Source organism: Bradyrhizobium liaoningense (assembly GCF_018130955.1).
Lineage (GTDB): Bacteria > Pseudomonadota > Alphaproteobacteria > Rhizobiales > Xanthobacteraceae > Bradyrhizobium > Bradyrhizobium liaoningense_C.
In genome coordinates, this window is sequence record NZ_JAFCJM010000075.1 from 19,512 (window position 1) to 33,782 (window position 14,271).

Consider the following 14,271-nt stretch of genomic DNA (forward strand, 5'->3'; position numbering starts at 1 on the left):
GCCGTTCGCAGGGCTGGTATACAGCTGCCCGTCATTCCGGGGCGGCTCCAAGAGCCGAACCCGGAATGACAAGCTCCGCTTGTCAGCTCGCAGCCGCCGTCTGCACCGTGTCGCGCTGGCGCTTCATGACGATTTTGTTCAGCGCGCCCAGATAGGCCTTGGCTGACGCCACCAGCGTGTCCGGATCCGCCGCACGCGCCGTCATCGAGCGGCCGTCATGCGACAGCCGCACCGAGACTTCGGCTTGCGCGTCGGTGCCTTCGGTCACGGCGTGGACCTGGTACAGCTCGAGCTTGGCCTCGTGCGGCACCAGCGCCTTGATGCAGTTAAAGACGGCATCGACCGGACCGTTGCCCTCGGCTTCCTCGATTCGCGTCTGGCCGTCGACGTCGAGCTTCATGGTCGCGCGCTGCGGACCATGGGTACCGGCGATCACGGTCAGCGAGGTCAGCTTGATGCGATCGTGCGAAGCGGCCATCTCCTCGTCGACCAGCGCCTCGATGTCCTCATCGTAGATGTCCTTCTTGCGGTCGGCGAGCGCCTTCATCCGCGCGAAGGCGTCCTCCAGTTGGTTCGGACCGAGCTTGTAGCCCATCTCCTCCAGCTTATGCACGAATGCGTGACGGCCGGAGTGCTTGCCAAGCACCAGCGAGGACTGCTTCAGACCAACCATCTCGGGCCGCATGATCTCGTAGGTCGAGGCGTCCTTCAGCACGCCGTCCTGGTGGATGCCGCTTTCATGCGCGAAGGCGTTCCGGCCGACGATCGCCTTGTTGTACTGCACCGGAAACGAGGTCGCTGCCGACACCACCTTGGACGCGCGGGTGAGCTGCGTGGTGTCGATCTTGTTCCAGTAGGGGAATTTGTCGTTGCGCACGTTGATCGCCATCACGATCTCTTCGAGCGCGGCATTGCCGGCGCGCTCGCCGATGCCGTTGATGGTGCACTCGACCTGGCGCGCGCCGCCGACGATGCCAGCGAGCGAGTTCGCTACCGCCATGCCGAGGTCGTTGTGGCAGTGGACGGAGAACACCGCCTTGTCCGAGTTCGGCACGCGCTCGATCAGCGTCTTCATGAAGTGGGTATATTCGTCCGGCGTGGTGTAGCCGACGGTGTCGGGGATGTTCACCGTGGTGGCGCCGGCCTTGATGACGGCCTCGACGATGCGGCTGAGAAAGTCCATCTCGCTGCGGGTGCCGTCCTCGGCCGACCATTCGACGTCGTCGATCAGGTTGCGGGCACGCGCGACCATGGCAACCGAGGTCTCGATCACCTGGTCCGGGGTCTTGTTCAACTTCACCCGCATATGCAGCGGCGAGGTTGCGATCACGGTGTGGACGCGGCCGCGCTTGGCAAACTTGACGGCTTCGGCGCAACGGTCGATGTCGGCCGGATGTGCGCGCGACAAGCCTGCGATGACGGCGTTCTTGGAACGGCGGGCGATTTCGCTGACTGCCTGGAAATCGCCTTCGGAGGTGATGGGGAAGCCGGCTTCGATGACGTCGACGCCCATGTCGTCCAGGAGCTCGGCAACCTCGAGTTTCTCCTCGAAGGTCATGGTGGCACCGGGGCACTGCTCGCCGTCGCGCAGCGTGGTGTCGAAAATGATGACGCGGTCCTTCTCGGACTTGTTCACGGGGGCCATTTCAAATTTCCTTTAAGCGTTCGCGCCTGTCGTCCTTGGGGCGCTGGAGGTGTCCGGTGATCTCGTACAACCCCTGAGTGCCCAGGCGCGTGGCGCCCAGCCGGCCCTCAGGGGCAGGTAAGAAGAAGCCCGCCAATAAGGAGGGTGGGCAGGATGGCGGCCAGGGGCGCGGACGGACCAGCGGCCAGAGCCACCTCCCCCGAAATCCCATGCTTTTGGCCGCGAATCAGCATTGCCAGACCCTTTTGAGCCCCGAAATCTTCGGCCAAAACCGTTGAAGGTTCGTTGCCGGACGGCTCGCTCAGGGCCTTCTAAACGAGAAAGGGCAGCAACTGCAACGCCAAAAAGATGGTCAGGTTGATTGACCTTGTTTGGGACAGCGCGGTCGAAGCCTGGGCTGGGGCCGCCCTCGTCTTGAATTACCGCTGCGAAGTCACGTAGGCTCTCAGCCGTGGGGACAAGCAGACTCCCCGTGAGACGTCTCGTCCAAGCTCTGCGCAACACCCGATCCGTCGTGGAGCTTGCGCATGGACACCGAACGTCTCTCCCCTTCCCGTCGCACCATCGCCATCGTCTCGCGCGGCGACGCCGCCGCGCGCCGGGACACGACGGCGCAGAACAGCCGCTTCGTCCGCGTCTTCGAGGCGCTTGCGGGTGGCGGCATCGACGCACAGCCAGCCGTCTACGACGAGAGTTTTGCCGACGCCGTGCGCGACCAGCTGCTCGGCGTCGACGGCGTCCTCGTCTGGGTCGATCCCATCCATCAGGGCAAGACGCGCGCGGCGCTCGATTCGCTGCTGCGCGAGGTTGCCGCGCGCGGCCCGTGGGTGAGCGCCCATCCCGACGTGATTCTGAAAATGGGCGTCAAGGACGTGCTCTATCGGACGCGCCATCTCGGCTGGGGCACCGATACGCATCGCTACGACAGCGCCGCTGACTTCCGCGTAAATTTCCCTTCGCGCCTGCGCGCGGGCGGTCCCCGCGTGCTCAAGCAGAACCGCGGTAATGGCGGCCAAGGGGTCTGGAAGGTCGAGGCGCTGCCGGGCTCGGCGGCAATGGTCCGGGTCCTGCACGCGCAACACGCCAGCATCCCCGAGGACATCCCACTCGACACGTTGATGGCGCGCTGCGAGCCCTATTTCGGGTGGGGCGGTTGCATCATCGACCAGGCATTCCAGCCGCGCCTGCCCGAGGGAATGATCCGCTGCTACATGAGCGGATCCAAGGTCGCAGGCTTCGGGCAGCAATTGATCAAGGCGCTGGTGCCGCCACCGCCCGAAGGCCCTGATACGCCGGAGGCGCAGCCCGGACCGCGGATCATGCACGGCCCGAACGCTCCGCCGTTTAGGGCGTTGCGACGGAAGATGGAAGACGAATGGACACCGCAGATGATGGCCGTACTCGGCATCGCGGCGCCGGCGCTGCCGGTAATCTGGGACGCCGACTTCCTCTACGGACCACGCGACGCTGATGGAGCCGACACCTACGTCCTCTGCGAGATCAACGCGAGCTCGTGTTTTGCGATTCCCGATGAAGCCCCTGCAGCCATCGCAAGAACCGTCGGCGAGCGACTGCAGAAGGTCAGGTGAGCCATCTCCCGATGTCGGCGCTACTGCCTCGGCGGCGGCACGAGGCCGAGCAGCCGCTGGCGGGCGCTCGCTTCCATCGGCGCGTTGCAGACCGGCCGATTGTAGAAGCCTGTGGAGCGACACACGTTGGGCGTCGGACCGCGGAGGTCGCCGGTCTGGCAAGCCTGACACATCCGGGACACCGCCGCCTCGAGCTGAAGCGAATAATCGAGCGCAGACGCCGCTGGCTCGAACGGCTGGAAGAGCTGGCCGGCCTTGATGTTCTGGAACCATGTGTCGACATGGGCCTTGACCTTCGCGGCATCGGAGAGATCGCTCAACTTGAAGCCGCTGCCGAGCAGCCCGATCGAGGCGCGCGGCGTGCGTGCCGCCCCGTGGCACGACAGGCAGGACGAACGAATGTTGTCGGCGGGCCCGTTGGCACGCCCCATGAAGCCCATGGTGGGGCGCTCGTCCCAGCCATAGGTCACGTCGCGCAGATCGGGATTGGTCCAGCCCTGACGGATCGTGCCGTCATAGACGCCGGGATCGTTGCCCCATTGCAGCGATACCGGCACGAGATTGTCGAACAGGGTGTCGCCCTTCGGCGGGCCGCGCCAGACGAACGTTCCGAACACCCATCCGGTCTCCTGCGACCGGCTATCCTTCACCGAAATGTCGACCTGGAGCAGACGCAGCGTCCGGATCGAGCGTGTGTCGGCAGGGTGACCCGTGGGCCCTGACCCGGTCGGCACAGGGTCGATGAAGGCGTCGTATTCCGGTGCCCCCTGGAGATAGGTGACCTCGTCGGGCGAGGCATCGGTGAACAGGAATTTGACCGACGCCGTGTCGTTGGGAAACTTGATCGCGACCGGGAAGGACGGATTGCAGGGCTCGGCAAACACCTCACCGAACACGGCAGCTCCCGGCTTGTTGTAGAAGCCGACCGCCCAGACCTGATACTTGTCGCCGCTGGTCTTGGACAGATCCTTGGCGTCGGGGCTGCGTTCCTTGGTCAATCCCATCAACGGCTCGCGCCCGGAATTTCCATAGTCGAGCCATTGCGAGATGTACCACTCCTCCTGGCCGGTACCGACGAGCTTGCGATCCACGATTTTGAAGGATGTCTTTGCGGTGCCGAGCACCGCGTTCATGTAGTCGGCCGGCGCCTCGCGAAATTTGATGGATTCCCAGGGCTGCTGAGCAGAAGGGTTGGGCCGCATCGACGGATAGTCGGTTCGCCACTTGGCCACGGCGACCGCACCATTCGCCTTCATCGTGCTCGCGGAAAAGCTCTGACACTCATCGGCCCGGCACGACGAACCCGCGATCATGGCCAGAATGACGACACCCCCTGCCGCTCTCATGACGGCCTCCTTGCGCCTGCTCGGTGGACCCTGTCGACCCAGAACTAGGCGCAATGCGACATCAGGTGTGTTAATTACTTCACACAACCTGAGGAAATGGACGGTCAAATCGCCGCATGTCGATAGCGCTGCAAACACGCGGCCGTCCGCCGCGCACTTTGGTAACATGATGGCTCGCGCGTGACAAATTGAATTCAGCGCATCGTCTCGCATTGCACACCTCAACACCTCAATCGAGGCAGGGACGACACGCGGCGCTCGCAACCGGGCGCGGACCGGACTAACCTTGGATTGCTCGGCCGGATCAACTGGCCAGCAGTCCAAGAACCGGGAGGAAGCGATGACGCCGCAAGAAGAATGCGATCGAGATCCTACGCTTTCACGACGACGACTTGTCCAGGGGCTCGCGGTCTGCGCTGGCGCCACTGTGGCAGCAGCCAGCGGAGCGCTGGCGCAAAACGGGCCCGTCGCACCGCCGACGACGATCACGACACCGCCGCGCGATTTCGGGCCGAACGGCGCGCCGACGACCTATTTCTGGGACCCCGATATCATCGCGGTCGACCCCTCCTTCGAGGATCTGGCGCAGCCCAACACTGCGATCAAGCGTCTGTATACAGGCGTGTTGTGGGCCGAAGGTCCGGCCTGGAGCGCGCAGGGCCGCTATCTCCTGTGGAGCGATATTCCCAACAACAGGCAGATGCGCTGGACCGAGGATGACGGCCGCGTCAGCGTGTTCCGTACGCCCTCCAACAACTCCAACGGCAACTCGTTCGACTTCCAGGGACGCCAGCTCTCCTGCGAGCACCTGACCCGTCGAGTCACCCGCTACGAGCACGACGGCACCGCGACGGTGCTGGCCGACTCCTACAACGGCAAGAAGCTGAACTCGCCCAACGACGTCGTCGCACATCCCGACGGCAGCTATTGGTTCACCGATCCGCCCTATGGCGGCCAGCTCTATGAGGGCGAGCCCGACGTCGCGGGCGGACCGAGCAATGCGGGCGGCAAGCTCAACCCGAAGATCGGACAACCGGCCGGCTTCGTGCCGGGCAAGCGCGAGCTGCCGACCAATTGCTATCGCATCGATCCGTCCGGCCGGATCGACCTCGTAGTCACCGAGGATCAGGTGCCGGATCCCAACGGCCTCTGCTTCTCGCCCGACTTCAAGAAGCTCTACATCGCAAGCACCGGCAAGGGACCTGGCGACACCGGCGCCGGCGGCAAAGGCGAGATCTTCGTGTTCGACGTCGGCACCGACAACAAGCTGTCGAACCTCAAGAAGTTCAGCGATTGCATGGTGGACGGCGTGAAGTGCGGACCGGACGGTTTGCGCTGCGACGTCCAGGGCAATCTATGGGCCTCCAGCAATGCCGGCCGCGCCGTCGGCTACAGCGGCGTGACGGTGTGGACGCCCGAAGGCAAGCTGATCGGCCGCATCCGCCTGCCCGAAGTCTGCGGCAACGTCTGCTTCGGCGGGCCGAAGCGGAACCGCCTGTTCATGGCCGCGAGCCAATCGCTCTACGCCGTGTACACCGCGACACAGGGCGCAGGGCCGGGCTGAACGACAAACGCGAAGGCGGCGTCGGCACACACGTCGACGCCGTATCGCAGTCTTGCAAAGCCGGTCTTGCAAATTCGGTCGGGTTGATGAGAGTGACAGGCGCAAGCGCTCAGGCATCTCAGAACCTGGGATTGCTCAAGGAGGACGGATGCTCCCGTACGTCACCCACGATCCGCGCTTCGAGCGGCTAGTCATCGGCCACGTCAATCTCGAAAAGCTTGCCACGGGCTGCCGCTGGGCCGAAGGCCCGGCCTATTTCCCGGCTGGCCGCTATCTCGTCTGGTCCGACATTCCGAATGACCGGATGATGCGCTTCGACGAGACGGACGGATCGGTATCGGTGTTCCGCTCGCCGAGCTTCAATTCCAATGGCAATACGGTCGATCGTCTGGGACGGCTGATCAGTTGCGAGCATTTCATGCGGCGCGTCACCCGGACCGAGCACGACGGCTCGATCACCGTACTCGCAAATCAGTTCGAAGGCCGTCGGCTGAATTCGCCCAATGACGTCGTGGTCAAGTCCGACGGCTCGATCTGGTTCTCCGACCCGACATACGGAATCGATAGCGATTACGAAGGGCAGCAAAGCCCCTCCGAGATCGGGGCCTCCAACGTCTACCGGATCGACGGCAGCACGGGAAAAATCACGCGCGTCGTGTCCGACCGGGTACAGCCCAATGGATTGGCCTTCTCGCCCGACGAGACGCGGCTCTACGTCGCCGACACGGGCGCGACGCATGTGCGCGGACTGCCCGCGACCATCTGGGCCTATGAGACGACGGGGCAAGGTACGGGAGATGCCCGGCTGTTCGCCACCTGCGCCGAAGGCCTGTACGACGGGTTCCGGTGCGACATCCACGGCAACATCTGGACGTCCGCGGGCCGCAATGTGTTCTGCTACGCGCCGGACGGTACGCATCTCGGCACCATCCCGATCGGTGAGATCGTCGCCAACGTGTGCTTCGGCGGCCCGCGCCGCAACCGGCTCTACATCTGCGGTCAGACCTCGCTCTACTCGATCTATCTCAACACGCGGGCGGCGGTCTGAGGGACGGCCTGAGGCTAGCTTACGACGCGTTCGCCGCGTCCATACACGAGCAGCATCAGAATGATGACGAGGCCGTAGATCACCTGCCGGCCGGCCTCGGGCATCTCCATGATCGACAGGACGCTGTTGAGCAGCACGATCAGCACGACGCCGATCAGGGTACCTAGATAGCAGCCACGGCCCCCCAGGATATTGGTGCCGCCGATCACGACCGCGGCGATCGCCGGCAACAGATACGCATCGCCCATTCCCTGATAGGCTTTTGTGGAATAGCCGGCCAGCAGCACACCGGCGAGCGCGGCCGCACCGCCGCAGATGACGAAGCAGATCACTGTGACACGGCGGGTGTCGACGCCGGCGAGATAGGCGGCAGCCTCCTTGTTGCCGATGGCATAGATGTAACGACCGAGCGCGGTGCGCTGGAGCATAGCTACGACCAGCACCGAGACTGCGGCCCAGACGAACAAGGCGTGGGGAATGCCCAGCGTGCGGTCGGCGGCGAGCGTTCGCATCAGATCGGTCGCCGCCGTCTGCGGCGCGTAGCCGCCGGTATGGGCGACCATCAGGCCGCGCATCACCGCGTTGACGCCCAGTGTGAAGATCATCGAGGGCACGCGCAGATAGGCCACCCCGACGCCGTTGACGAGGCCGACCAGAAGACCGATCCCGAGCCCGACGGGAATTGCGAACGGCCCCCCGATCGAGGTCGCCATCATGGCAGCGGCAGCGAGTGTCCAGGGCACCGACAGATCGATCTGGCCGATCAAGATCACGATCATCATGCCGGCCGCCACGATGCCCAGGAAAGCGCCGATCTGGAGCTGCTGCAGCAGATAGGTGGGCGACAGCAGCGGAGCGCTGCCGAAGCGGGCAACCGTATAGGCGGTCCCCGCCGCCAGGATGACGAGGATGAACAGCGCCGAAATCAGGATCGGGCGGTCGTCGCGCGACAGGCCGAGCGAGGCCGACGTCATCGAAAGAGCTCCAACGTGTTCTTGACGCGCAGCACGCCGAGCGCCCCGATGCTGACCGCCGCCAGCAGGATGAGGCCCTCGAAGAGCGGCTGCAGCAAGGGTGCGATATCAAAGATGCGGAAGAAGAAGGAAATGACACGCAAGACCATCGCGCCGAAGATCGAGCCGATCGCGCTGCCGGTGCCACCGAGCAGCGATGTGCCGCCAATCACGACCGAGGCGATCGAGTTGAGCGTATAGGCGCCGGCCTGCGGAATGTCGGCGTTGCCCGACGAGGTCTGGATTGCCAGGAATAGACCGCCGCAGCCGGCGAAGAAGCCGGCGAGCGTGAAGGCTGCTATCTTCGCCCGATCGATCGGAAGGCCCGACATGTAGGCCGCGCCTTCGGCTGATCCCACCGCATAGACAGCGCGGCCGAGAACGGAACGCCGGAACGGCACCCAGACCAAGAGCGCGATCAAGGCGAGCAGCACGAAAGGTACCGGGACCCACGCGACGGGCGCAAACCAGCCAGCAGCCCCGTCGTCGAAGATGTGCACGGTCGCGGCAAAGTCGCCGAGCGAATTTGTCAGCGCCCAGTTGAGATCCTCGTCGATCTTGCCGCCGGGCGTCGGACGGAGGAACAGCGCGATGCCGATATAGACGGCGCCCGTCGCAAGCGTCGCGATGATCGGCTGGATCCGCCCATAGACGACGATGCATCCGTTGATGAAGCCGGCCGTCGTGCCGATCGCAAGGCACAGGACGATCCCGAGCAGGATGCCGTTGATCCCGCCTGGAAAGGTACCGAGGGCGAGATGCAGGCCAAAAATGTCGAGATGCAACGGCGTGCCGCCAACCGCGCCCGTCAGCAGATAGCTCGCAAAGCAGCCCACCATCGTCATGACGGCACCGACCGAGAGATCGAGCCCCGACGCCAGCACTGGCACGGTTTGGGCCATCGCGACCATCGCGAGCGCAAAGATCTCATTGCCGTTCTGCACCAAAACGGCGGAGGAGAAGCCCTTGGGATGGGCGAGGTTGTAGAGCACATAGAGGATGGAGAACAGCAGGACGACGGTGACGATGCCGACATTCTGGCGGACCTTGATAGCGACATCGTCAAGCATGGGCGGCCCCGCCATTGACCGCCGCGTCGATATTCAGCGCGCTCGCGATGATGTTGGTCTCGGTCAGCTCGCTGCCTTCGAGCTCCCGCACGATGCGCCCGTCATACATGATCGCCACACGATCGCAGCAGCCGATGAGCTCGTCATAGTCCGTCGAGTAGAACAGGATTGCCGCGCCCTGGTCAGCGAGCTCGCGCATCAGCCGGTAGAGCTCCTGCTTGGTACCGACATCGATGCCGCGCGTGGGATCGTTGAGCAGGATGATGCGCGGATCGGTCATCAGCCATTTGGCGAGCACGACCTTCTGCTGATTGCCGCCCGACAAGGTCGACACCGGATCGTTCGGCGCGCCGATCTTGATTTGCAACCGGGCGATCGCGCGCTTGACTGCCGCGCTCTCCTTGGCGCGATCCACGAAGGGGCCGGTCGAGATCGCGCTGAGCGATGCGATCGCCAGATTGTCTGCGATCGACATCGGCAGCATCAACCCCTCGGTCTTACGGTCCTCAGGGACGAGCGCGATGCCCACCGACTTCGCTGCCGCCGGCGAGCCGGCGTGCACCTCCCGGCCCTCGACCGTGATGCGGCCGCTGACGCCGCGGAGCACGCCGAACAAGGCCAGCAACAGCGATTTCTGGCCCTGGCCATCAAGGCCGCCGAGCCCGACGATCTCGCCGGCGCCGATGCTGAGCGAGATGCGATCGAGGCGGCCCTCCCAGGACAGGTTCTCAAGCGCCAGCATCGGCTTCGCGGCCTTGCGCGCCGGCTTTGGCGGATACTGGGCCGCGATGTCGCGACCGATCATGAGCTGGACGATATCACCGGTCGAGCGCATGCCCTTGTCGAATGTCTCGATGTGGCGTCCGTTGCGGAATACGGAAGCGCGGTCGGCCAACGCCTCGACTTCGTGCATGCGGTGCGAGATGTAGAGAATGGCGACGCCCTCGGATTTGAGTCGCGCCAGCATGGCATAGACCTTCTCAACGTCGGCGCTGGTCAGGGCCGACGTCGCCTCGTCGAGGATCAGGAGTTGCGGCTTCTTGCCGAGCGCCTTGGCAATCTCCACGATCTGGCGACGCGACAGCGGCAGGTCGCGGGCACGCATCAGCGGATTGACGTCCTCGCAACCGATCTCGGCCAGCAATTCCTCGGCGCGCCGCCGCTGAGCCCGCGCGTCGATCAGACCGAAGCGACGCGGCGGCGAAGCGATCGAGATGTTGTCCGCGACCGAAAGGTCGGGCATCAGCGATAGCTCCTGGAAGATGCAGACCACGCCGGCCGCGTTGGCGGCCGACGGCGAGGCGAAGCTGACGTCGTTGCCGGCCAGACGCATGGTGCCGGTGTCGGGCTGCACCACGCCGGCAATGATCTTGATCAGCGTCGATTTGCCGGCGCCGTTTTCGCCGAGCACGGCGTGGATTTTGCCGCGCTCGCAGGCGAAGTCGACACCCTCAAGCGCCCGCACGCCGGCGTAGCGCTTGGAGATACCTGATAGTGCGAGGAAGGCTCCTTGCGTCGGGACGGCGTCCGGCATGGCCGTTCTCACACAGCGACGGCCCGGCTGACGCCGGGCCGCAACCGAGACATATCGCGTATGGTCACTGAGTGTTCTTCTCGCTCTGCGCCATGATCTCCGGCGCCGTGAAATTCACGCCGCACGGCGTGAACTGGTTCGGCGCAAAGAAGTTCGCGTTGAGCTCTGGCCAGTAGTTTGTGCCCGGCTTGAGGTCCTTGTAGGTCGCGACCGGAATCGGGATCGAGATCAGCTGCGGCATGACGTTGCCTTGCAACGCCGAGATCGCGGCCTTGGTGGCGATGGCGACCAGGGCGGGCGACTGGCCATAGGACATGCCCTTCAACCCGTCCTTGGCATGATCGGCAATCTGCTTGCGGAATTCGTTCTCGCCCTCGCCCGACATCGGCACGAAGGGATGCTTGGCCGCCATCATCGCCTGCACAGTACCGTCGGAGCCGCCTTGCGTGAACACGCCGTCGAAACGGCCGTGAACAGCAAGCGCGTCCGCCGTCACCTTCTGCGAGGTGCCGGTGTCCCAATTGCCGACCACTTCGGTGATCTTGAAGTTATTGCCGGGCGCTTCCATGACCTCGCGGAAGCCGAGGTGGCGGTCTCGATCGACGGAGTTGCCGGGCAGTCCGCGGACCTCGAGGATGTCGCCGGACTTCTTGCCGCTCTCATCCATGATCCATTTCGCCGACATGCGGCCCATTTCCTTCTGGTCCTCGTTGACCATCATCACCTTGTCGGTATCGAGGACATTGTCGAAGGGGACGACCACAACATTGTTCTTGTCCGCGAGCCGGATGATGCGGTCGAAGCCGTCGGGAGCCACGGCGATGGTGACGATGGCGTCAAAGCCCTGATTGATGAAATCCTCCATCGCGCCGAGTTGCGCTGCAACATCGGTGCCGGTCGAAACCACCTTGAACTCCTTGATATTCTCCTTGATACCGGGCTGCTCGGCGAAGGCCTTTGCCGTCTTCACCATCTGGATGCGCCAGGTGTTACCGACGAAGCCGTTGACGAGCGCAATCTTGTAGGGGCCCGGCTTCTTGTCCCACTGGAAAAACTTGGTCGAACTCGACCAAGGCTTGAAGCATCCCGGATCGGCGCCCGGACCAGACACCACCTTGGGGCCTGCCAAAACAGTGACCGGGGATAGCAGGAGGCCGGCGCAAGCCAGCCCCGCAAGACGAAGCGTCCACTTCATGTCCCATCTCCTTAGGGGTTTTGTGTTCCAACCCATGAGTGGCCCAACGGCCATGCCGGGAATTTGGCTTCCCGTGCAATTACGCGGCTAGGATGGCACGCAACCTTCGATGCGCACAAGCCGAAGGCCGACCGCAGACCCAGGCACGCTTCGCACATGCCGAGGGAGCCATCCCAATTGCGGAAACCAGCAGGGTGCCGTGTCGGCCGCCGAAAAATGTACAGATGACAAATGGATGCTTGTCATCTCACTTGACCCGACGCAACTGCACAAGTCATCGCGGCAAATAGCAAGCCAACCTTCCGCGGCCTGCCCCGCAAGCGCGACGCCAAAAGAATGAGACTCAGGGAAAACTGCCGTCGACACCGGAGCTGGCCAACTCCTGTTCATCTACATGACGGAGGCGGCACCGCCGGCGCCGCACCGCCATCAGCTCAGGCCATGGTCAAGGATTGCACGCCGATCATTCCCGCCAGCACGACGAGCGCGAGCGCGCTGAGCCGATAGACCAGCAGCGGGCGCCCGGCGCCCTGCAATCCGCGGCCGAGTGCAGCGCCGAATGCGATCCAGGCAGATCCGATCGCAACGATCTGGACCGCCAGCAGCCCAAGCCAGGGCAGCAGGTCGAAAGCTTCGACCTGCAGCGGCAGCAGCGTGAAGGCAAAGATCACCGCCTTGGGATTGAGCAAGGTGGTGATCAGCACACGGCGAAATGACACCGGCGCGCGACCGGCGATCTCATGCCCGCCGTGCCGCCACAACATGCCGGCGAGGTAGATCAGGTAAGCGGACACGACGATCCGAAGTACGATCCCCGCGACGGGCACGGCATGCATGAAAGGTCCCAAGACCGACCGCAGCAGCATGATCGACAGCAAATATCCGCCAAGCTCGGCCGCCAAAAGCGGCAGCGAGCAGGCGACGCCGATTCCGGCACCTGAGGTGGCCAGCAGCGTATTGGTCGGACCGGGGATTGCCAGCAGCGAAGCCGTGGCGAGAATGAAGGGCAGAACGTCCATTGCAGCTTCATAGCCGGACTGGCGACCAGGACCTTGATCTCGATCATGTTCCGCAGGCCACGCTCACCTTTGCGAGCCTGCCACCGTCCGCGCCGCAAGCGCAGCCATCAGGGATTTGTGCAGGCGATCGTCGGGGGCAAAATTGTCCGCGAGCATGCGGATCACTTCCGCGAAACGGCCGCGAAGGTGGCCGCCCGCTCGGCGTCGCCGATAGCAGCGAAGACCTCGGCGGCACTGTCGTAGACACGCCAGGCCGCGAGTGGAAGATCTTCCTTGTCGACGATCGAGAAGCCGTTCGTGAGGTGCGACAGCGCCTCGTCCCGATCGCCCGCAGCGGTCGCGATCCGAGCCCGCAGGCCGTCGGCCTGGGCAAGATGGTTGAGGTCGGGTGCGCGCCCCACATAGGCGTAGAGCTCGTCGGCTGCCCGCCGCGCCAGCGCGATGTCGCCGGTGTTGAGACCGTGCTCGCCCAGACAATGATGAAGCTGCGCGTAGATCGTGTAGTCCAGCATGATGGCATCGGATTCGAGCCGGCGCTGCACGCTGTCGAACTGGCTCTTGGCGCGTTGCGGCTCGTTCATGCCGACAAAGGCCTTGGCGAGAACAGCGCGCTGATAGAAGAAGGCGAAGGGATTTTCCGCAAGCACGGCTTCATCGACGCCTTCGCAGAGGTCGCGCGCGCCTTCAAAATCCATCGCCTCGACGTGCAGCCAGGCGAGCGCGAGCCGGCACAGCGCCATGGCCGGCGGAATGGCGTTCTTTTCCGCCAGCGCCAGCGCCGCGACGGTCTCCCGCTGCAGCCGACGCCACTGGCCGAGATGGATCAGGGCGGTCGATTCCATCGAGTTGAGCAACACGAAGACGTAGACGTCGCCAACCTCCTGCGCGAGCTGCTTGCCGTCGGTTCCGGTGCGCCGGCATTCCTCGTAGCGGGCGCGCAGGCATTCGAGGATGCCTTCGATGCCGCTGGCTTCGCGGAGCGCGAAGCCGGGTGAGGGTCCTTCTCCGCGAACTCTTCTGTCCATTTGAATGCGCGGAAAGAGACCCCTCATCCGGCGCTGCGCGCCACCTTCTCCCACAGGGAGAGAAGGAAGAAAGGGTCCTAACCGGCTACATGGGTAACAGAATAGACCGACGACATGGGTAACAGGTCAACTGTCGGCAAGGAGGACTTTGCCGATGGGTTGGAAGGAGACCTGTGCCGTGGACGAGCGGATGCGCTTTATGGTGGCGGTTGAGAAGGGCGAG

Annotated in this window: 11 protein-coding genes; 3 read left to right on the forward strand and 8 right to left on the reverse strand. The window is 64.1% G+C overall.

What is annotated here, in order from left to right; all coding sequences use genetic code 11:
* Positions 1 to 82 precede the first annotated feature (82 nt).
* Positions 83 to 1,645, reverse strand: coding sequence for a 2-isopropylmalate synthase (locus JQ632_RS34535; protein ID WP_212407196.1), 1,563 nt, complete (start codon positions 1,643 to 1,645; stop codon positions 83 to 85).
* Between the two features lie 527 nt (positions 1,646 to 2,172).
* Here JQ632_RS34535 and JQ632_RS34540 point away from each other — a divergent pair.
* Positions 2,173 to 3,234 carry a Cj0069 family protein gene (locus tag JQ632_RS34540; RefSeq protein ID WP_212407197.1) on the forward strand — a complete coding sequence of 354 codons (1,062 nt, stop codon included), beginning with the start codon at positions 2,173 to 2,175 and terminating at the stop codon, positions 3,232 to 3,234.
* A 20-nt stretch (positions 3,235 to 3,254) separates the two neighbouring features.
* On the opposite strand, the gene JQ632_RS34545 is transcribed toward JQ632_RS34540, so the two are convergent.
* Positions 3,255 to 4,580, reverse strand: a complete 1,326-nt coding sequence (locus JQ632_RS34545; protein WP_212407198.1) for a hypothetical protein — start codon at positions 4,578 to 4,580, stop codon at positions 3,255 to 3,257.
* A 340-nt stretch (positions 4,581 to 4,920) separates the two neighbouring features.
* Here JQ632_RS34545 and JQ632_RS34550 point away from each other — a divergent pair, with 340 nt between their 5' ends.
* A complete protein-coding gene (locus JQ632_RS34550) occupies positions 4,921 to 6,144 on the forward strand; it encodes an SMP-30/gluconolactonase/LRE family protein (RefSeq protein WP_212407199.1) in 1,224 nt (407 codons plus the stop codon).
* A 148-nt stretch (positions 6,145 to 6,292) separates the two neighbouring features.
* Positions 6,293 to 7,192, forward strand: coding sequence for an SMP-30/gluconolactonase/LRE family protein (locus tag JQ632_RS34555; protein ID WP_212407200.1), 900 nt, complete (start codon positions 6,293 to 6,295; stop codon positions 7,190 to 7,192).
* Positions 7,193 to 7,206: 14 nt separating this feature from the next.
* Here JQ632_RS34555 and JQ632_RS34560 read toward each other — a convergent pair whose 3' ends face one another.
* From JQ632_RS34560 to JQ632_RS34585, 6 genes are all read right to left on the reverse strand, one after another.
* Complete coding sequence (locus tag JQ632_RS34560; protein ID WP_212407201.1) at positions 7,207 to 8,166, reverse strand: ABC transporter permease; 960 nt, start codon at positions 8,164 to 8,166, stop codon at positions 7,207 to 7,209.
* A complete protein-coding gene (locus tag JQ632_RS34565; protein ID WP_212407202.1) occupies positions 8,163 to 9,275 on the reverse strand; it encodes an ABC transporter permease in 1,113 nt (370 codons plus the stop codon). Before JQ632_RS34565 ends, JQ632_RS34560 begins: the two co-directional genes overlap by 4 nt.
* Positions 9,268 to 10,809: a sugar ABC transporter ATP-binding protein gene (locus JQ632_RS34570; RefSeq protein WP_212407203.1), complete on the reverse strand. Its 1,542-nt coding sequence runs from the start codon at positions 10,807 to 10,809 to the stop codon at positions 9,268 to 9,270. Before JQ632_RS34570 ends, JQ632_RS34565 begins: the two co-directional genes overlap by 8 nt.
* 64 nt (positions 10,810 to 10,873) lie before the next feature.
* Complete coding sequence (locus JQ632_RS34575) at positions 10,874 to 12,004, reverse strand: sugar ABC transporter substrate-binding protein (RefSeq protein WP_212407204.1); 1,131 nt, start codon at positions 12,002 to 12,004, stop codon at positions 10,874 to 10,876.
* Positions 12,005 to 12,438: 434 nt separating this feature from the next.
* Positions 12,439 to 13,023, reverse strand: a complete 585-nt coding sequence (locus JQ632_RS34580) for a LysE family translocator (protein WP_212407205.1) — start codon at positions 13,021 to 13,023, stop codon at positions 12,439 to 12,441.
* Between the two features lie 161 nt (positions 13,024 to 13,184).
* Positions 13,185 to 14,048: a hypothetical protein gene (locus JQ632_RS34585; protein WP_212407206.1), complete on the reverse strand. Its 864-nt coding sequence runs from the start codon at positions 14,046 to 14,048 to the stop codon at positions 13,185 to 13,187.
* Positions 14,049 to 14,271: the final 223 nt, after the last annotated feature.

What these genes read in the sequence shown, in the direction of transcription:
- JQ632_RS34535 (WP_212407196.1), bottom strand. Translation starts at nt 1,645, where the DNA reads ATGGCCCCCGTGAACAAGTCCGAGAAGGACCGCGTCATCATTTTCGAC.
- JQ632_RS34540 (WP_212407197.1), top strand. Translation starts at nt 2,173, where the DNA reads ATGGACACCGAACGTCTCTCCCCTTCCCGTCGCACCATCGCCATCGTC.
- JQ632_RS34545 (WP_212407198.1), bottom strand. Translation starts at nt 4,580, where the DNA reads ATGAGAGCGGCAGGGGGTGTCGTCATTCTGGCCATGATCGCGGGTTCG.
- JQ632_RS34550 (WP_212407199.1), top strand. Translation starts at nt 4,921, where the DNA reads ATGACGCCGCAAGAAGAATGCGATCGAGATCCTACGCTTTCACGACGA.
- JQ632_RS34555 (WP_212407200.1), top strand. Translation starts at nt 6,293, where the DNA reads ATGCTCCCGTACGTCACCCACGATCCGCGCTTCGAGCGGCTAGTCATC.
- JQ632_RS34560 (WP_212407201.1), bottom strand. Translation starts at nt 8,166, where the DNA reads ATGACGTCGGCCTCGCTCGGCCTGTCGCGCGACGACCGCCCGATCCTG.
- JQ632_RS34565 (WP_212407202.1), bottom strand. Translation starts at nt 9,275, where the DNA reads ATGCTTGACGATGTCGCTATCAAGGTCCGCCAGAATGTCGGCATCGTC.
- JQ632_RS34570 (WP_212407203.1), bottom strand. Translation starts at nt 10,809, where the DNA reads ATGCCGGACGCCGTCCCGACGCAAGGAGCCTTCCTCGCACTATCAGGT.
- JQ632_RS34575 (WP_212407204.1), bottom strand. Translation starts at nt 12,004, where the DNA reads ATGAAGTGGACGCTTCGTCTTGCGGGGCTGGCTTGCGCCGGCCTCCTG.
- JQ632_RS34580 (WP_212407205.1), bottom strand. Translation starts at nt 13,023, where the DNA reads ATGGACGTTCTGCCCTTCATTCTCGCCACGGCTTCGCTGCTGGCAATC.
- JQ632_RS34585 (WP_212407206.1), bottom strand. Translation starts at nt 14,048, where the DNA reads ATGGACAGAAGAGTTCGCGGAGAAGGACCCTCACCCGGCTTCGCGCTC.